15 protein-coding genes are annotated in these 18,200 nt (G+C 72.5%); 9 read left to right on the plus strand and 6 right to left on the minus strand.

The features are described 5' to 3' along the window. Positions 1–293: 293 nt before the first annotated feature. Positions 294–1,475: an ADP-forming succinate--CoA ligase subunit beta gene (gene sucC / locus RM812_RS08470; protein WP_053135877.1), complete on the plus strand. Its 1,182-nt coding sequence runs from the start codon at positions 294–296 to the stop codon at positions 1,473–1,475. A 28-nt stretch (positions 1,476–1,503) separates the two neighbouring features. Next, on the plus strand, positions 1,504–2,388 hold the full coding sequence (gene sucD / locus RM812_RS08475; protein WP_311571771.1) for a succinate--CoA ligase subunit alpha: 885 nt from the start codon (positions 1,504–1,506) through the stop codon (positions 2,386–2,388). Between the two features lie 173 nt (positions 2,389–2,561). Here the strand turns inward: sucD and RM812_RS08480 are convergent, their stop codons facing one another. Continuing rightward, positions 2,562–3,788: a helix-turn-helix domain-containing protein gene (locus RM812_RS08480; RefSeq protein WP_311571772.1), complete on the minus strand. Its 1,227-nt coding sequence runs from the start codon at positions 3,786–3,788 to the stop codon at positions 2,562–2,564. Positions 3,789–3,884: 96 nt separating this feature from the next. Here RM812_RS08480 and RM812_RS08485 point away from each other — a divergent pair, with 96 nt between their 5' ends. Further along, complete coding sequence (locus RM812_RS08485; RefSeq protein ID WP_311571773.1) at positions 3,885–5,573, plus strand: cell division protein PerM; 1,689 nt, start codon at positions 3,885–3,887, stop codon at positions 5,571–5,573. A 227-nt stretch (positions 5,574–5,800) separates the two neighbouring features. On the opposite strand, the gene RM812_RS08490 is transcribed toward RM812_RS08485, so the two are convergent. After that, positions 5,801–6,583 (minus strand): hypothetical protein, encoded by a 783-nt coding sequence (locus tag RM812_RS08490; RefSeq protein ID WP_311571774.1) that lies wholly within the window; start codon positions 6,581–6,583, stop codon positions 5,801–5,803. Positions 6,584–6,887: 304 nt separating this feature from the next. Here RM812_RS08490 and purN point away from each other — a divergent pair, with 304 nt between their 5' ends. Both purN and purH read left to right on the plus strand, forming a co-directional pair. Then, the gene (gene purN / locus RM812_RS08495; RefSeq protein WP_311571775.1) at positions 6,888–7,526 is read left to right on the plus strand and encodes a phosphoribosylglycinamide formyltransferase; all 639 of its coding nucleotides are present in this window, start codon (positions 6,888–6,890) and stop codon (positions 7,524–7,526) included. Continuing rightward, positions 7,523–9,085: a bifunctional phosphoribosylaminoimidazolecarboxamide formyltransferase/IMP cyclohydrolase gene (gene purH, locus RM812_RS08500; protein WP_311571776.1), complete on the plus strand. Its 1,563-nt coding sequence runs from the start codon at positions 7,523–7,525 to the stop codon at positions 9,083–9,085. The genes purN and purH overlap by 4 nt, the downstream gene beginning before the upstream one ends. 163 nt (positions 9,086–9,248) lie before the next feature. Here purH and RM812_RS08505 read toward each other — a convergent pair whose 3' ends face one another. From RM812_RS08505 to RM812_RS08520, 4 genes are all read right to left on the minus strand, one after another. Next, positions 9,249–9,725, minus strand: a complete 477-nt coding sequence (locus tag RM812_RS08505; protein WP_311571777.1) for a hypothetical protein — start codon at positions 9,723–9,725, stop codon at positions 9,249–9,251. Between the two features lie 104 nt (positions 9,726–9,829). Next, the gene (locus RM812_RS08510) at positions 9,830–11,392 is read right to left on the minus strand and encodes a serine/threonine protein kinase (protein ID WP_311571778.1); all 1,563 of its coding nucleotides are present in this window, start codon (positions 11,390–11,392) and stop codon (positions 9,830–9,832) included. Continuing rightward, positions 11,389–12,195, minus strand: a complete 807-nt coding sequence (locus tag RM812_RS08515) for an FHA domain-containing protein (protein ID WP_311571779.1) — start codon at positions 12,193–12,195, stop codon at positions 11,389–11,391. Before RM812_RS08515 ends, RM812_RS08510 begins: the two co-directional genes overlap by 4 nt. A 127-nt stretch (positions 12,196–12,322) precedes the next feature. After that, positions 12,323–12,883 carry a hypothetical protein gene (locus RM812_RS08520; protein WP_311571780.1) on the minus strand — a complete coding sequence of 187 codons (561 nt, stop codon included), beginning with the start codon at positions 12,881–12,883 and terminating at the stop codon, positions 12,323–12,325. A 247-nt stretch (positions 12,884–13,130) separates the two neighbouring features. Here RM812_RS08520 and RM812_RS08525 point away from each other — a divergent pair, with 247 nt between their 5' ends. The 4 genes from RM812_RS08525 (at position 13,131) to RM812_RS08540 (ending at position 17,965) form a co-directional block, all read left to right on the plus strand. After that, a complete protein-coding gene (locus RM812_RS08525) occupies positions 13,131–13,985 on the plus strand; it encodes a bifunctional methylenetetrahydrofolate dehydrogenase/methenyltetrahydrofolate cyclohydrolase (RefSeq protein WP_311571781.1) in 855 nt (284 codons plus the stop codon). A 64-nt stretch (positions 13,986–14,049) separates the two neighbouring features. Beyond that, positions 14,050–14,628: a DUF3017 domain-containing protein gene (locus RM812_RS08530; RefSeq protein WP_311571782.1), complete on the plus strand. Its 579-nt coding sequence runs from the start codon at positions 14,050–14,052 to the stop codon at positions 14,626–14,628. Positions 14,629–15,222: 594 nt separating this feature from the next. Then, positions 15,223–16,545 (plus strand): helix-turn-helix domain-containing protein, encoded by a 1,323-nt coding sequence (locus RM812_RS08535; protein WP_311571783.1) that lies wholly within the window; start codon positions 15,223–15,225, stop codon positions 16,543–16,545. A gap of 430 nt (positions 16,546–16,975) precedes the next feature. Continuing rightward, positions 16,976–17,965 carry a malate dehydrogenase gene (locus RM812_RS08540; protein ID WP_311571784.1) on the plus strand — a complete coding sequence of 330 codons (990 nt, stop codon included), beginning with the start codon at positions 16,976–16,978 and terminating at the stop codon, positions 17,963–17,965. Positions 17,966–18,200: the final 235 nt, after the last annotated feature.

Below are 18,200 nucleotides of genomic sequence, written 5' to 3' on the forward strand. Positions count from 1 at the left end.
GCCCCCGGCCCTCACCCCGCCCCCGGCACCAGCGCTGCGCAGCCGCCCTGCTCAGCCCTCACACCCGGCACGCCGTGCCAGTGAGCGCGGCATCATGTGACAGGCATCACCGCTCAGGTGTGACCCACGATTTAGAGACCCTCCGCAAGCGGCGATAACCTGCGAGACGGACATGCCGCGCGCTCGGACACCGTGTGCGCCCCCCTTGTGACTCACAGCGGACGTCACGTTGCCCTTCGCGGCACGCCCACGCATCCAACGAACCGCGAGATCACTGATAGGGACGGAAGCGCGTGGACCTGTTCGAGTACCAGGCGAGGGACCTCTTCGCCAAGCACGATGTACCGGTGCTGGCCGGTGAAGTCATCGACACGCCTGAGGCGGCGCGCGAGATCACCGAGCGTCTGGGCGGCAAGTCCGTCGTCAAGGCGCAGGTGAAGGTCGGTGGTCGCGGTAAGGCCGGCGGCGTGAAGCTGGCCGCCTCCGCGGACGAGGCCGTCGCCCGGGCGACGGACATCCTCGGCATGGACATCAAGGGCCACACGGTCCACAAGGTGATGATCGCCGAGACCGCCCCGGAGATCGTCGAGGAGTACTACGTCTCCTTCCTCCTCGACCGTGCCAACCGCACCTTCCTCTCCATCGCCTCCGTCGAGGGCGGCATGGAGATCGAGGAGGTGGCGGCCACCCGTCCGGAGGCCGTCGCCAAGACCCCGATCGACGCGATCGACGGCGTCACGCCGGAGAAGGCCCGCGAGATCGTCGAGGCCGCGAAGTTCCCGGCCGAGGTCGCCGACAAGGTCGCCGACATCCTGGTCAAGCTGTGGGACACCTTCATCAAGGAGGACGCCCTCCTGGTCGAGGTCAACCCGCTGGCCAAGGTCGTCTCCGGCGACGTCATCGCCCTCGACGGCAAGGTGTCGCTGGACGACAACGCCGAGTTCCGTCACCCCGACTTCGAGGCTCTCCACGACAAGGCCGCGGCCAACCCGCTCGAGGCCGCCGCCAAGGAGAAGAACCTCAACTACGTCAAGCTCGACGGTGAGGTCGGCATCATCGGCAACGGCGCGGGTCTCGTCATGAGCACCCTGGACGTCGTCGCGTACGCCGGCGAGAAGCACGGCAACGTCAAGCCCGCCAACTTCCTGGACATCGGTGGCGGTGCCTCCGCCCAGGTGATGGCGAACGGCCTGGAGATCATCCTCGGCGACCCGGACGTCCGCTCCGTGTTCGTCAACGTCTTCGGCGGCATCACCGCCTGCGACGAGGTCGCCAACGGCATCGTCCAGGCGCTGAAGCTCCTGGAGGACCGCGGCGAGAAGGTCGAGAAGCCGCTCGTCGTCCGCCTCGACGGCAACAACGCCGAGCTGGGCCGCAAGATCCTCACCGACGCCAACCACCCGCTGGTCCAGCGCGTCGACACCATGGACGGCGCGGCCGACAAGGCCGCCGAGCTGGCCCACGCCGCCAAGTAAGCACTCAGGACGAGGACACCAACACACCATGGCTATCTGGCTCAACAAGGACAGCAAGGTCATCGTCCAGGGCATGACCGGCGCCACCGGCATGAAGCACACCAAGCTCATGCTCGGCGACGGCACCAACGTCGTGGGCGGCGTCAACCCGCGCAAGGCGGGTCAGTCCGTGGACTTCGACGGCAACGAGGTACCGGTCTTCGGCACCGTCAAGGAGGCCATCGAGAAGACCGGCGCCAACGTCTCCGTCATCTTCGTGCCGGAGAAGTTCACCAAGGACGCCGTCGTCGAGGCCATCGACGCCGAGATCCCGCTGGCCGTCGTGATCACCGAGGGCATCGCCGTGCACGACTCGGCCGCCTTCTGGTCGTACGCCGGCAAGAAGGGCAACAAGACCCGCATCATCGGCCCGAACTGCCCCGGCATCATCACGCCGGGCCAGTCCAACGTCGGCATCATCCCGGGCGACATCACCAAGCCGGGCCGCATCGGTCTGGTCTCGAAGTCCGGCACGCTGACGTACCAGATGATGTACGAGCTGCGTGACATCGGCTTCTCGACCGCCGTCGGCATCGGTGGCGACCCGATCATCGGCACCACGCACATCGACGCGCTCGCCGCGTTCGAGGCCGACCCCGAGACCGACCTGATCGTCATGATCGGCGAGATCGGCGGCGACGCCGAGGAGCGTGCGGCGGAGTACATCTCGAAGAACGTGACCAAGCCGGTCGTGGGCTACGTCGCGGGCTTCACCGCGCCCGAGGGCAAGACCATGGGCCACGCCGGTGCCATCGTCTCCGGTTCGTCCGGCACCGCCCAGGCGAAGAAGGAGGCCCTGGAGGCCGCCGGCGTCAAGGTCGGCAAGACGCCGACCGAGACGGCGAAGCTCGCCCGCGCCATCCTGGGCAGCTGAGCACGGTCGGCTGAGCGCCTTTGCCACGCCGAGTGGGCCCGCCCCCTGACCGGGGACGGGCCCACTCGGCGTCCTGGCCTTCGCGGCCCTTAGCCGTGCTTCGCGGCCTTTTGGCCCTTTGTGGCCCTTCGTGGCCCTTCGTGGCCCGCCGGGGTCACGGGGAGTGCCGCCCGTCATTCGGGTCTCGGTGTCAGCCGCTCAGGGCCGTTCTGCAACTGGTCCCGCAGCTTCTGCCGCAGCTTCAGCTGCTCGTGCGACAACGCCCCCGGCGCGACCCGGGGCGGCACCCCGCGCACCGTCTCACCCGGCGGCACGGGCGGTTCGTAGTAGGTGGGCGCGGTGCGCAGGGCCAGGGCCGTCGTCCCGATGAAGGCGACCGTGAACGCGATCGCGGCCCGGGTCAGGAACCGTGTCCGGCGTTCGCTGCACGCCCGCACCGTCGGCGGCTCGGCCGCCCGCAGACGCTCGGCCGACGCCAGCTCCGCCAGCCGCCGGTGCAGCACCTGTGGGTCGGCCAGCTCGGGCAGTCGACCGGCGACGGCCTCGCGGGCGCGCAGGAGCCGGTTCGCCGCCGCCGGTGTGCTCGCCTCCGTCTCCGCGGCCGTCTCGGGCAGGTCCAGGCCCACACCGTCGTACAGCAGGAGGGTGCGGCGGTGCGGTGGCGGGAGCCGGAGCAGGGCTTCCAGCAGGGTGCGGTGGGAGGGATCGGCGGGCGGCGGCTCCGGGTGCCGGTGGCGCAGGCGGAACCGTTGCCAGGGCGAGAGCGCGTACTCGTACGCCGTCGCCCGCACCCAGCCCACCGGGTCGCGGTCACGGGCTACCTCGGGCCAGCGCTCCCAGGCGCGCTGGAAGGCCCGCTCCACCGACGCGCGCGCCGACTCGCGACGGCCGGTCAGCAGATAGGTCTGCCGTACGAGGGCGGGCGCACCGAACGCGTACAGCGCGTCGAAGGCCTGAGCGGGCGTCAACGCGTCCGGTCCGCGTGCCGTCCCCCGCCCCGGCAGTACGAGGCTGTCGGCGACCACGTCCGAGACGCCGACCGGTCGGGTGCCAACGGCCACGACGACGGGCACCGGCGCCGGTTCGCGTCGCGGCTCCGCCTCCGCCGTTGTCTCCGCCTCCGCCTCCGCCGTTGTCTCCGCCTCCGCCTCCGCCGTTGTCTCCGCCTCCGGCTCCTCCGCCCGCCGCGCGGTCGCCTCCTCGGCCAGGGTGTGCAGCAGCTCGGCGTACGCCTCCCCTTCCCGGCCGCGCGGAGTCGTGCGGCCGCTCTCCCACGCATGGACCGTCTCCGGGGCGACACCCATCCGCGCCGCGAGCTGAGCGGGCGTCAACGCCGCGGTCTCGCGCAGGTGTCGGCGTGCCTCGGGAGGAGGGAGCAGGGGCGCGGGGCGCCGCGTCACCGGGCGCCCCTGGGTACGAAAAGGTACATAAGAATATATTGGGCGACACAACGGTGCTTCGCCTGTTACGACGGTAGAGCGCGTGTCGTTGGCAGCATGGCGGGCGTGATGCTGACGACCGCCCGCCGAGCTCCGTTGTCCCTGCTGCGCGCCCGGTGGCGCGACCGGTCACCAGGGCTGTCGGCCGGCCTCCTGGGCGGCGCGGTCGCGGCGGGACTGGGACTCGCCTCGTGCGCCCTGCTCGTGACGGTGCTGTGGATCAGTTCGCCGTACCCCGACAACGGGCCTGGCGGCGCGCTGCACGTCGCCGCGGCGCTGTGGGTACTGGCGCACGGGGTCGAACTGGTCCGTGCCGACACGCTCTCCGGGGTCCCCGCGCCCATGGGCGTCACCCCGCTGCTGCTGCTCCTGCTGCCGGTGTGGTTGCTGCACCGCGCGGCCCGGGAGGCCACGGACCCGGGGGACGGTGTCGGCGTGGCCGTGGGAGCGGGCCCGCGGGCGGGCGCCGGGACGCGCCTGGGCGGGGGCGGGGACCGCGACGCCGGACCTCCGCCCGTCTCGGCGCGCAACGCCTGGGCCGGGGTCGTCGTCGGCTACCTCTCCGTCGCCGCGCCCGTCGTGCTGTACGCGGCGGGCGGCACGCTGCGGCCCTCCTGGTGGTGGGTGGTGATGTGCCTGCCGCTGGTCACCATGGCCGCGGCGGGGACGGGCGTGTGGACGGCGTTCGCCCGGCCGGGCGGTCCGGTGGGACGGGCGCTGCGCGTGCTGCCCCGCACGGTGCGGGACCTGGTCGTGGAGCCGGACGCGCGCCTGGGCGCCGCGACGCGCGCCGCGGGCGCCGGTGCGGCGGTGCTCGTGGGCGGCGGGGGGCTGCTGCTCGCGGTGTCGCTGGTGTGGCACGGAGCCGCCGCCCGGGAGGCGTTCGTGCTACTGGCCGACGGATGGCCGGGCCGGTTCGCCGTGCTGCTGCTCTGCCTGGCGCTGGTGCCGAACGCGGCGGTGTGGGCGGTGGCATACGCCCTCGGCCCCGGCTTCATGGTCGGCACCGGGCACGTCGTGGACCCCCTCACCTCCGACCCCGCCCCGCTGCTGCCGCCGTTCCCATTGCTGGCGGCGGTGCCGGACGCGGGCCAGGGCACACCGCTGCACTGGATGGCCGGGGTGGTGCCGGTGGCGGCGGGGGTGGTGACGGGGTGGTTCACGGCGCGGGCGGCCACGGCGGGCGCGGCAGTACCGGCGGGTGTGGCGGCCACGGCGGGTGCGTGCTCGGATGCGGTTCCGGCGGGTGGCGAGGCCGCCGAGGCGTGGTCGTGGCGGCGGACCGTTGCCGCCGCCGTCGTGGCCGCCGGCCTGTGCGGGGTCCTCGTCGCCCTGCTGGCCGCGTTGGCGGGCGGACCCCTCGGGGGCGCCGCGCTGGCCCGGTTCGGGCCGGTGTGGTGGCAGGCCGGTGGCGCGACGCTGGTGTGGACCGGGCTGGTGGCGGTGCCGGTGGCGGTGGGGGCGCGGGCGTGGCGGGGCCGGGGGATCACCGCGCAGGTCCCGGCGGTGCAGGAGGGGGAGGAGGGCGCCGGTGTGCGTCGGTGGGCGAGGGCGCCGTTGCCCTCGGCGGGGCGCTGGCGGGGACGGGATGGTGGTGCGGGGGCGGGCGTGGTGGTGGGGGATCCGCAGGGGGATGAGGATGCCGTGCCGTTCGGGCTGTACGACGAGGACGGTGACGGCGATGGCGGTGCGCCGCGCGATCTTCCGCCGGCCGACTCCCCTGCGGGGCCGCTCCGCGGGTCCTGAGTGGTGGGGCGGCCCCGCAGGGGAGTCGGCGACCGCCCAGGGGCCCTTTTTCGCCCCCGCCGCCCCTTCCCTTCCCGTCCCCGGGGGCCGCGCCCCAGCGCCTCCGGACCCGTCCCCATGCCGGGCGGGCCGCCATGCCCGGACCCGGACCGGCGTCAGAAAACCTCAGCCCGGCTCAGCCGTCAGTCCGCCTCAGCCCCTCAGTCCTCCTCAGCCCTCAGTCCGCCTCAGCCCTCGGTTCCCAGCAGGTCGCGCAGTTGTTCCGGCAGAAGGCGGTCGCAGGACTGTTTCGCCTCGTTGGTCAGGGCGTCCTTCTGGCACGTGTAGTAGTCGTTGTAGACCAGCTGGGCGCCGAAGGAGGCGGCGACCAGGACGATGGCCAGGGAGGACGTGACCAGGCCGCTGATCGCGGCGGTGCGCTGCGGGCGGCCGGTCTGTGCGGCCGGCGGAGCCGGGGTGTCCGGGTCGGTGGCGGCGCGTGGCTTGGCGCGCAGCGCGCTGATGCCCCAGTACAGGGCCAGGGCGCCGAGCAGCAGGGCCACGTACGGCCAGGTGAAGAGCGCGAAGAAGAGGGCCCACATGCCGCTCAGCAGGGCATACCGGGCGCGCCGCTGGGCGGGGTCCGTCGGGTCCCAGCGCGGGCCCCCGCCGCCGCCCGGGCCCTCGGGACCGGAGCCGCCGGGTCGCTCGCCGAAGTTGCCCGGGGAACGGCCGGGCTGCCGGTCGCTCCACTGGCCGCCCCACGGAGAGCGCCCGCCACCACCCTGTGAGCCCTGGGAGTCGTCGCCCGACGGGTGCCGCGGCTGCCAGGGGCGGTCCGGCGTGCCCTCGGCGGGCGGCGCGAACGGGTTGTCCTCCTGGGGTGCGCCGCCCTGCTCGCCGCCGTTCTTCCGGTCCGAGGCGGCGTCGGGCGGCGAGGAGGGACGTTCCCGCAGCAACACGGCGCTGCGCCCCCCTGGCTGCACCGACTGCTGGGGGAGCGTGAGCAGTCGCAGGTTGCGGTCCGGCATCAAGTGAGCGTCTTCCCCTTGGCGATAACGAACTGGCGACAACGGAATGGAGAGTACGAACTGGGCGACACGTCTGGTGAACGCGTGGGGCGCAGGTCGCGTTCCCGGTCCGGTCCACGCAGACGCTACCTTCCGGCCGCGCCCCCGTCCCGAGGGGGCCGTCCGGTGTGCCGGTATCGTTGCTGACGGTCGGCCGCTTCGTAGACTTCCCCGTATCCCGGGGCGCGAAGCATTCGTAGGACCGTACAAACCCGCGAATGCGCGAGTCGACCGCAGACCCGCTCCCCCGAGAAAGGCCCCCATCGTGGCCGCCAAGCCCGTGGCCCAGCGAGCCAAGCGCCTCGTCGTGCTGGTCTCCGGATCCGGCACCAATCTGCAGGCGCTCCTCGACGAGATCGCCGCCACCGGCGTCGAGGCCTACGGAGCCGAGATCGTCGCCGTCGGCGCCGACCGCGAGGGCGTCGAGGGGCTCGCGCGTGCCGAGCGCGCCGGACTGCCGACCTTCGTACGAAAGGTCAAGGACTACGGGACCCGTGAGGAGTGGGACGCGGCGCTCGCCGAGGCCGTCGCTGCCCACGAGCCCGACCTCGTCGTCTCGGCCGGGTTCATGAAGATCGTGGGCAAGGAGTTCCTGGCCCGCTTCGGGGGGCGGTTCGTCAACACCCACCCCGCCCTCCTCCCCAGCTTCCCGGGAGCCCACGGCGTGCGGGACGCGCTCGCGTACGGCGCCAGGGTCACGGGCTGCACCGTCCACTTCGTCGACGACGGCGTCGACACCGGGCCGATCATCGCGCAGGGCGTGGTGGAGGTCCGGGACGAGGACGACGAGAGCGCTCTGCACGAGCGCATCAAGGAAGTCGAGCGAAGGCTGCTCGTCGATGTCGTGGGGCGGCTCGCCCGCAACGGCTATCGCATTGAGGGACGAAAGGTAGTTATCCAGTGACCGCCGAGAGCAACAAGCGGGCCATCCGTCGCGCGCTCGTCAGCGTCTATGACAAGTCCGGGCTCGAGGAGCTCGCCCGCGGGCTCCACGAGGCGGGCGTCGAACTCGTCTCCACCGGGTCCACGGCCGGCCGCATCTCCGCCGCCGGTGTCCCCGTCACCAAGGTCGAGGAGCTCACCGGCTTCCCCGAGTGCCTGGACGGCCGCGTCAAGACCCTGCACCCGAAGGTGCACGCCGGCATCCTCGCCGACCTGCGTCTGGACAGCCACCGGCAGCAGCTCGGCGAGCTGGGCGTCGAGCCCTTCGACCTGGTCGTGGTCAACCTCTACCCGTTCCGCGAGACCGTCGCCTCGGGCGCCACCCACGACGAGTGCGTCGAGCAGATCGACATCGGCGGCCCGTCCATGGTGCGCGCCGCCGCCAAGAACCACCCGTCCGTCGCCGTGGTCACCAGCCCGGCCCGGTACGCCGACGTCCTGTCGGCCGTGAAGGACGGCGGCTTCGACCTGGCCGCCCGCAAGCGCCTGGCCGCCGAGGCCTTCCAGCACACGGCCGCGTACGACGTCGCCGTCGCCTCCTGGTTCGCCTCCGAGTACGCGCCGGTCGACGAGTCGCGGTTCCCGGACTTCCTCGGCGCCACGTACGACCGCGCGCACACCCTGCGCTACGGCGAGAACCCGCACCAGCCCGCCGCCCTCTACACCTCCCACGCCGGTGGCCTGGCCGAGGCCGAGCAGCTGCACGGCAAGGAGATGTCGTACAACAACTACACGGACACGGACGCCGCCCGCCGTGCGGCGTACGACCACGCCGAGCCCTGCGTCGCGATCATCAAGCACGCCAACCCGTGCGGCATCGCGGTCGGCGCGGACGTCGCCGAGGCGCACCGCAAGGCGCACGCCTGTGACCCGCTGTCCGCGTTCGGCGGTGTGATCGCCGTGAACCGCCCGGTGAGCAAGGAGATGGCCGAGCAGGTCGCCGAGATCTTCACCGAGGTCATCGTCGCGCCGGAGTACGAGGAGGGCGCCCTCGAAGCCCTCACCAAGAAGAAGAACATCCGCGTCCTGCGCGCCCCCGAGGCCCCCGCCGCCCCGGTCGAGGTCAAGCCCATCGACGGCGGCGCCCTCCTCCAGGTCACCGACCGCCTCCAGGCCGAGGGCGACGACCCGGCCACCTGGACGCTCGCGACCGGCGAGGCCCTGTCCGAGGCGGAGCTGGCCGAGCTGGCCTTCGCCTGGAAGGCCTGCCGCGCCGTGAAGTCCAACGCGATCCTCCTCGCCAAGGGCGGCGCCTCGGTCGGCGTCGGCATGGGTCAGGTCAACCGGGTCGACTCCGCGAAGCTCGCGGTGGAGCGTGCGGGCTCCGAGCGCGCGCAGGGGGCGTACGCCGCCTCCGACGCCTTCTTCCCCTTCCCGGACGGCCTGGAGATCCTCACCGCGGCGGGCGTGAAGGCCGTGGTCCAGCCTGGCGGCTCGGTCCGTGACGAGCTGGTGGTCGAGGCGGCGCAGAAGGCCGGCGTGACGATGTACTTCACGGGAACGCGGCACTTCTTCCACTGATCACGGATCACTGATCACGGATCACGGATCACAGTGTGGAGCACCGAGCACGGTGTGCAGCACCGGGCATCGAGCACCGTTCACCGCGCGTGAGCTGTCGGCGGTGGCCTCCGGCCCTCCCCCCCGGTGGGGCCGGAGGCCACCGCCGTCAGGCGGGTTCAGGTCAGCAGGGGCGCAGGGACCAGATCGGGTCCCAGGTGGCCGTGCCGGCCTGGTAGGCGGTGGACGTCCAGCGGACGCTGCCGTCCTGGTTGAAGAACTTGGCCACTGTGCCCGGCGTCTGGTTGTTGGTGAACGGGCCGTCACCGGTCCAGTTGTTGACAGTCCACGTCTGGCACTTGTAGAAGTCGAACTTGGTGCCCTTGACGACCATGCACAGGTGGCCGTATCCGCAGTCGAGGTCCTTGAGGGCGGCCTTGCCCTTGGGCGCGTTGGTGAGCGTCAGGCCGTCGTACCGGACCGCGTCGGCGGAGACGTGCAGGGGCTTCGGGTGGCCGGCCAGGACCTCGGCGGCCGTCTGCTGGAGGCTGGTCACCCGGGTGCCGGCCGGGTCGGCGGCGGATGCCGCGACCGAGGTGCCGACCGAGGTGCCGGCGATCAGGGCGGTGGCCGCGGCGAGCAGCGCGGCGGGCTTCTTCACGTTCACAGGTTTCCCCCATGTGACGAAGGTGGTCGTACCGCCGAAGCGGAGTGGTACCACCGTGCCAAGTGCGGTGCGCCGCCGGTACCTCGGAAGTCTCAGGGTCACTTCCGGCCCGGTGGCGTGTACTCCTTGAGGTAGTGGGCGACACGGGCGCAGTAGTCGCGGTACTTCGGGGGGACTCCGTTCGCGCCGTTCACTTTCCGGAACGACGTCCGGTACGCGGCGGCGATCAGCACCCGCTTGTCCCCGGGCAGGCCGGGTTTCAGGTTGGGCGCGATGAAGCACAGGTAGCGCCCCATGGCCGGGATGGACACGGCGGCGGGGAACGGCGGCTCGGGGATCGTGGCCGCGGGCTGTCCGTCGGGCCGGATCCACCAGCGCAGCACGCGCGGGGTCCAGCGGGCGATGCCGAACTCGTCCTTGGCCGGGTCGGACAGGTTGGGATCGAAGTCGCTCTCCGCCTTCAGCATGGCCGCGACCAGGGCGGGTGTCACGTCCGGGTGGGGGCAGTCGTGCGCGGCGTCGACGATCAGCGGCCGGTAGGAGGGGGGAACGCCCTGGTCGGTACGGAGTTCGGGGGCGCCGTAGGTGGCGGGGGCGACGACTTTCGGCAGTGTCGCGCCGGCTTCGGTGCGGGGCGGGTCGTGCGCCAGGGCGCCGATGCCGTAGCCGAGAGCCGCGACGGCGGTCGTGGCGAGCACGCCGCTCATGAGGAGCCGGGTGCGGCGGACGTGCCGCCCTCTCCGCCCGCGCAGCCGCAGGACGCGGGGCGGCCGGGCGGTGCCGGCCGCGGTCACCACCCGCCGCAGCAGGGCCTCGGTACCGATCCGGTCGGCGTGCGTACGGGTCAGGCAGTCCTGGAGGATCTCCCGCCAGGAGGACGGGAGTTCGGGGGACAGGCACAGCCCGTCCGCGCCGCGGGCGAAGGCGACGGCCGCGTCCCGGCGGGCCGTCGGGGTGCCGCCGGGCAGCGGGAAGGAACCGGTGAGCGCCACGTGCGCGAGCACACCGAAGGCCCAGACGTCGGCGGACGGGCGGATGCGGCGGCCCCGTTCGCCGATCTCGGACCACAGCAGCTCGGGCGGGGTGTAGTCGGGGGTGGAGAAGGCGGGGGAGTAGGCGTGGGTGCCCTCGAGTTCGGCGGCCATGTTGAAGTCGGCCAGGCGCGCCGAACCGTCCCGCATCAGCAGCACGTTGGCCGGTTTCAGGTCACCGTGGACCCAGCCGGCCCGGTGCAGTTGGGCCAGGCCCTCGCAGATCTGCGCGAGCAGCGCGGGTCCGGCGGCGGGCCGGGGTTCGACGGCGAGCAGCGCGGCCAGTGAGCCCTCGGCCTTTTCCAGGACGAGGACGGTGGCGCCGTCCAGCGCGGGGCGGTCCGGGTCGTCGACGATGAGGGTCTCGTACATCCGGATCAGCCGGGGCCGGCGGAGCCGTCGGTGCAACGTCACCTCCCGCTCGACGAGTTCACGCAGGTGCGCCAACCGGCGCGGCGTTCCGGTGCCGGTGGGCAGGAACTTCAGGGCGGCCGTGTCCGGCAGGACGCCGACGCCGGTGCGCCGTGCCTCGTAGACGCTGCCGAAGGCGCCCGTGGCGATGGGCCGCCGCACCTCCCAGACGCCGACCCGGTAGCCGCGGGGCACCGGCACGGCGTACGGCTCGGTCACCGGTCCGCCCGGTCCGGGCCGCCCGGCACACCGGCCCGGCCCGCCCGCTCCGGCGGCGCGGCCAGCACCACCAGGTCGTCCTCCCGTACCAGGTCGAAGCGGAGGGCCAGGGAGACCAGCGACTCCTTCTTGCCGTTGAGCCTGGGGCCCGTCACGGCGGTGTCCGGGCCGGGTTTGAGCCGCAGCTTCACGGCCAGGTAGTCGATGTTCCACTGCACCGACGTGCGGGACGCGGCGGCCCAGCTGGGGCGCAGCCGCTCGACGACCTGGTCCACGGTGGGCAGCGGGGCGTGCGGATCACCGCGCAGCCGGGGCTCGCACAGGGCGGCCAGCACCGCGAAGTAGCGCTTGCCGCGGTCCACGGAGAAGGCGGGCGCGGTGGGTTCGCCGTCCGCCCCGTCCGCACCGGCCAGGTAGTCGTGGCGGGGCGCCCACACCTCGATGGGCAGCAGGTCACCGGCCGCGGGCAGCACGATCCTGGAGAACTCGAAGGGCACGGGCGCGTCCAGCCGGCCCGGCGCCACCTTGATGTGCTCGCCCGCGCCCTCCGGGTTCTCCACGACGTAGGTCTGGCGGGCGGAGAGGTTGCTCAGTATCCAGAAGGCGCCGTACGCGGTGATCACACCGGCCCGGCGGGAGACCCCGTCGTGCCCGATCACCAGATCGTTGCCCGGCGCGGAGCGCCCGAAGACGAGCCGTTCGCCGGGGCCGAGCCGGAGCTGGGCGGGTGTACCGGCGCGGTCACCGGCGCTCTCGCGCTGGTCCTCCGGGGTCGGCGGAGGTACCACGATGATGCTGTACAAGGTGTGTCTCCCCGTGCCTGACGGCTACCCGAGCCAGCCTAGGGCGACGCACCAGGGCCGTGTCTGCCCTCGTTCGGGTGAGACACGGCCCTGTGACGTGAATTGGCGAGAAAGCGCTCCGAGCGCCTCAGTATCGCGGGCGCTTGAACCAGGCGGAGCCCTTGGAGTTGCCGACGAACACGGCGATCAGGATGCCGAACACCAGGTGGACGATGCCGAACACGGTGAACGGGTAGAGGGCGAGGATCGCGGTGAGGATGCCGAACACCAGGGCGGTGACGCGCAGGCCGTTGCCACCGGAGTTGAACTTCGCGGCCAGCACCGCCGCCCAGACGCCCCAGACGAGCGCGAGGACCATGAGGCCCCACAGCACGCCGGTCGAATAGTCGGCCAGTTCCTCGAACGCGGCGTCGTCCTTGGCCTTGTCGACGGCGACGGCCGAGATGGCGAACAGGGCCGTGCCGATGACCTGGAAGCCGAGGATCACCCAGAGCAGGACGCGGGCGGTGTTGACGGTGCCCGGCATCGTGGTGGGCGCGGCGCCGTACGGCTGCTGGACGGGCGGCGCCTGGGGGTAGCCGTACCCCGGGTGGCCCTGCGGCTGCTGGTAGCCGTAGCCGGGCTGCCCCTGGGGCGGCTGCTGGCCCTGCGGCGCACCGTAGGGATTGTTCGGGTCGCCGAAACTCATGGCGGACTTCCTCCGTCGCTGTCAAGTGCGGGGACGACGCGCGGCACGACTCGGAGGAAGCTGTTCGAAGCGGTTCGTCCCCCCGGTACTGCCCCGCGGCACTGTGCAGCCCAATCGTTCTTGACCGGTCTCTTACTTGTCCACCCTGGCCGCGAGGTGTTGTGCAAGTGCAACATCGCTTGATCACGGGGTGCCCGGATGGTGGCCGGATTGGAACAGGGGGCCGGTCATCCGCGAGGATGGGGGTATGACCGCCCAGATTCTCGATGGCAAGGCCACCGCAGCCGCGATCAAGTCCGAACTGGCCGCCCGTGTGGCGGCGCTGAAGGAGAAGGGCGTCACGCCCGGCCTCGGCACCGTCCTCGTCGGCGACGACCCCGGCAGTCAGAAGTACGTCGCCGGCAAGCACCGCGACTGCGCCCAGGTCGGCATCGCCTCCATCCAGCGCGAACTGCCGGCCACGGCGACCCAGGAGGAGATCGAGGCGGTCGTCCGCGAGTTGAACGAGGACCCGGCCTGCACCGGCTACATCGTCCAGCTGCCGCTGCCCAAGGGCATCGACGAGAACCGCATCCTGGAACTGATGGACCCGGACAAGGACGCGGACGGCCTGCACCCGATGAACCTCGGCCGCCTCGTCCTGAACGAGCCGGCGCCGCTGCCCTGCACCCCCAACGGCATCCTGACCCTGCTGCGCCGCTACGGCGTGGAGATCAAGGGCGCCGAGGTCGTCGTCGTCGGCCGCGGTGTCACCATCGGCCGCCCGATGCCGCTGCTGCTCACCCGGCGCAGCGAGAACGCCACCGTGACCCAGTGCCACACCGGCACCCGTGACCTGTCCGCCCACCTCAAGCGCGCGGACATCATCGTCGCCGCGGCGGGCTCCCCGCACCTGGTGCGTCCCGAGGACGTCAAGCCCGGCGCGGCCGTCCTCGACGTCGGCGTCTCGCGCAACGCCGAGGGCAAGATCATGGGGGACGTCCACCCGGACGTGGCCGAGGTGGCGGCCTGGATCTCCCCGAACCCCGGCGGTGTCGGCCCCATGACCCGGGCCCAGCTGCTCGTCAACGTGGTCGAGGCGGCGGAGCGCAGTGCCGGCTGAGGGGACCGAGGGTTCTGAGGGAGCTGAGCCTGATGTGAGGCCTGAGGGTTCCGACGGGAACCGGGTGCCTGCGGGCGTTCGGGGATCCAAGGGGGCCGAGGGGGCCGAGCAGGCTGAGGGCGCCCGGCGGGCCGAGCGGGCCGAGGGCGCCCGGGCGACCCAAGGGGCGCAGGGCGCCGAGGAGGGCGCCGGGCACCCCGAGGACGTCACCGTCCGGGACCCCGTCAGCGCGCCCGACGCCGAGGGCGGACCGCGGCGTGTCACCCGCCGGTTCCCGCTCTTCACCCGCGACACCGCGCGCCCCGAGGGCAGTGGCCGGGCCGCGCCCGGCGACGCACCGGCGCCCGCGCGGCAGTGGCCGGTGCTCACCGTGGTGTTCCTGGTCGGGTTCGGCCTGCTGCTGACCGCGCTGGACGTGTTCCGCTGGGGGACGCTGCTGGTCGGCGCCGCCCTGCTGGTGGGAGCCGCCCTGCGCTGGGTACTGCCCGACGTCGGCATGCTCGCCGTGCGCTCGCGCTTCACGGACATCACCACCTACGGCGTCCTCGGCCTCGCCATCGCCCTGCTGGCGTTGATGACCCAGCCCGACCCGGTGCTGCAGATCCCGTTCCTGAAGGACGCCCTGCACTTCACGGTCGAGTAGGTCGAGTAGGCCGACCGGTACCGGCCCGCGTGCGGCGGCCCGTCCTCACCCCCGTGGAAGGACGGGCCGCCGCCGGGACCAACACTCCTGCACGCGGAACCGCCTGATCAACGCCTGACAGGGCGCTGTGGCACGGAAGTGACCGTTCCGCTACTCCGTTACGCGGCCTGTGACGCCGCCTTGTGTGAAAGGCGGGAGCCGTGTGCCCTGCGTGATCGGACATGTGCGGTCCGTGTGACGAAGTGCCGACAAGTTTGCGGATTTGCCGCCAAGTCGCTCAACAGCGGGGCTAGCGTGGCCAATCGGGACGGCCGCGGGCGACCTGAACAACGGCCGGGGGGATTCCGTACTACGGACAGGGGCTCCGTTCGATGCACGGGAGCGCCGATGGGAGACTGGACCACGGGTCGGTGGGCGTGCGACGGTGCACGTTCTCGACCTCTGTGCTCCTGTGCGCCCCCACCCCGGGAACTGAGATCCTGACCGGGCGCATCCCTGTGGGTAGCCAGAACGGGGACTCCGGGCGGCCGCCGCGCGCGAGGACCGAGCGGGGGGAACGAACAGCACGTCACCGGGGGGAAGAGGGGGGAAGCAATGCCTCGTTGGAAGGCCTTGCCGGATGAACTCGATCCGCAGATCAGAGAGTTCACCAGTCAGCTGCGCAGACTCGTGGACCGCGGCGAGCTCAGTATCGCCTCGGTGGCCGACGCCACGGGCTACAGCAAGACGTCCTGGGAGCGCTATCTGAACGGCCGGCTGCTGGCGCCCAAGGGTGCCGTCGTGGCCCTGGCCGAGGTGACGGGCACCAACCCCGTCCATCTGACGACCATGTGGGAGCTGGCCGAGCGTGCCTGGAGCCGCTCGGAGATGCGCCATGACATGACCATGGAGGCCATTCGGATCTCCCAGGCGCGCGCCGCGCTCGGCGAGTTGGGCACGCCCGCGGCAAAGTCCGACAGTGGCGGCAGGAGCGGCCGGGGGAGCCGGGCCGGCCGCCACAGCGCGGGCGCGACACCCGGGATCGCCGGGCCGGCCGGCGTGTCACCCACGTTGCCGCCGCCGACGGTCCCCGCACAGCCGACGGCCACCGACAGCCCCGACTCCGCCATGGGAGCCGTACGGGGCGGTGGCACGTCCGGCGCACCTTCCGGCACGTCCTCCGGCGCACCTTCCGGCACGTCCCCCGGCACCCCGTACGGCACGTCCTCCGGCGGGCCGTCCGACGGCAACTCGTGGGGGCTCGCCGGATACCGGGGGCCGGCCCCGACCGGTGGGCGCGCCGCGCGGCCCGCGACCGGCACCGGGGGCGCCGCGGGAACCGCGCCGATGCCGGCCGTCGCGCTGGGCGGCCCCGAGCCCTCGGACACGTACGGCGAGCCCCCGCGTGGCGGCTCCTCCGGGCGGCGCCGCTCCTCCGGGGGCGGCAGCAAGCGGATGACGACGTTCGTCGCGGGGGTCGTCGGCGTGCTCGTGGTGGTCGCGGGCGCCTTCTTCCTCCTGGACGACGGCGGTGGCGAGAAGAACGAGGGCACCAAGCCGTCCCCCTCGCCCACCGTGAGCAGCAATCCGGAGCTGCCGCCCGGAGTGAAGTGCGGCGGCGACCTGTGCACCGGCAAGGACCCGGAGGTCATGGGCTGCGGCGGCGACCTGGTGACCACCGCCGCGACCGCCACCGTCGGCACGGCCGCCGTCGAGGTGCGCTACAGCAAGACCTGCGGCGCCGCGTGGGCCCGCGTCACCCAGGCCGCGCAGGGCGACGAGGTCCGGGTGAGCGCGGACGGCAGGAACGAGCAGACGGGTGCGATCACCGCGGCCGGCGACACCGTCGCGTACACCCCGATGGTGGCGGTGAAGTCCGGTGCCGAGGCGAAGGCGTGCGTGACGCTGTCGTCGGGCCGGAAGGGCTGCACGGAGTAGCTGCACGGAGTAACCGCGAGACTCGGCGGGGCGGAGCAGGCTGAGCGGGGACGAGCGGGACAGGGGGAGCGCGGCCACCCGGGAGAAAAAACCGTCCGGGACACGCATGGCTCGCCGCGTCACGGGCACCCGAAAAGTGTCCCCCCACGGGAGTCCGGCAACGGTATCCCCGACCGGCGGCCGCTTCGTCCCCCCCTCTCCCGGACTGGCGGCCGCCTCTTGTGCGCTTGACGCCCTCGTCGCCTCATGCCCCGTACGTTCGCACGGGTGACCCGGGCGGTGGCCCTGTGGGCCGGGCCACACCGACCCGGACGTCCCCGGCACCGCGGGCGCGATAGCCTGACCGCTGGATGGATCTCTTGACGCCAAGAGATCGATCAAACGTCCGGGGCAGGGACGCCCCACCGCCAGCTGTCATACGGAGAACGCCATGACCCGCACTCCCGTGAACGTCACCGTCACCGGCGCGGCCGGCCAGATCGGTTACGCCCTGCTCTTCCGCATCGCCTCCGGCCAGCTGCTCGGCGCGGACGTGCCGGTCAAGCTGCGCCTTCTGGAGATCACCCCGGCGCTCAAGGCCGCAGAGGGCACCGCGATGGAGCTGGACGACTGCGCGTTCCCGCTCCTGCAGGGCATCGAGATCACCGACGACCCGAACGTGGCCTTCGACGGTGCCAACGTCGCCCTCCTCGTGGGCGCCCGCCCGCGCACCAAGGGCATGGAGCGCGGCGACCTCCTCGAGGCCAACGGCGGCATCTTCAAGCCGCAGGGCAAGGCCATCAACGACCACGCCGCGGACGACATCAAGGTCCTCGTCGTCGGCAACCCGGCCAACACCAACGCCCTGATCGCCCAGGCCGCCGCCCCGGACGTACCGGCCGAGCGCTTCACCGCGATGACCCGCCTGGACCACAACCGCGCGCTGACCCAGCTCGCGAAGAAGACGGGCTCGACGGTCGCCGACATCAAGCGCCTGACCATCTGGGGCAACCACTCCGCCACCCAGTACCCGGACATCTTCCACGCCACGGTCGCCGGCAAGAACGCCGCCGAGGTCGTGGGCGACGAGAAGTGGCTGGCCGACGAGTTCATCCCGACCGTCGCCAAGCGCGGCGCGGCCATCATCGAGGCCCGCGGCGCGTCCTCGGCCGCCTCCGCCGCCAACGCGGCCATCGACCACGTGTACACGTGGGTCAACGGCACCGCCGAGGGCGACTGGACCTCCATGGGCATCCCGTCCGACGGCTCCTACGGCGTCCCGGAGGGCCTGATCTCCTCCTTCCCGGTCACCACCAAGGACGGCAAGTACGAGATCGTCCAGGGCCTGGACATCAACGAGTTCTCCCGCGCCCGCATCGACGCCTCCGTCAAGGAGCTGTCGGAGGAGCGCGAGGCGGTCCGCGGTCTCGGCCTCATCTGAGCCCACCCGCTTTTTCCGGGGCCGTCCGCCAACGGCCCCGTACGGGCCTCGTTCCGGTCGCGACCGGAACGAGGCCCGTACGTGTTCCGCCCCTTCGGACCCGCTTCCCCATCTGCTTCGCCCCTTTCCTTCCTTTTCTCAGTGATGCGCCGCACGTTCGGCCGCCGATCCGGCATGCATGCCGGGCCGTGGGGCAGGGGCTCCCGGTCCCCGAGAGTGACACGCGTGTGACGCA

The organism is Streptomyces lancefieldiae, assembly GCF_031845825.1.
GTDB classification, from domain to species: Bacteria; Actinomycetota; Actinomycetes; order Streptomycetales; family Streptomycetaceae; genus Streptomyces; species Streptomyces lancefieldiae.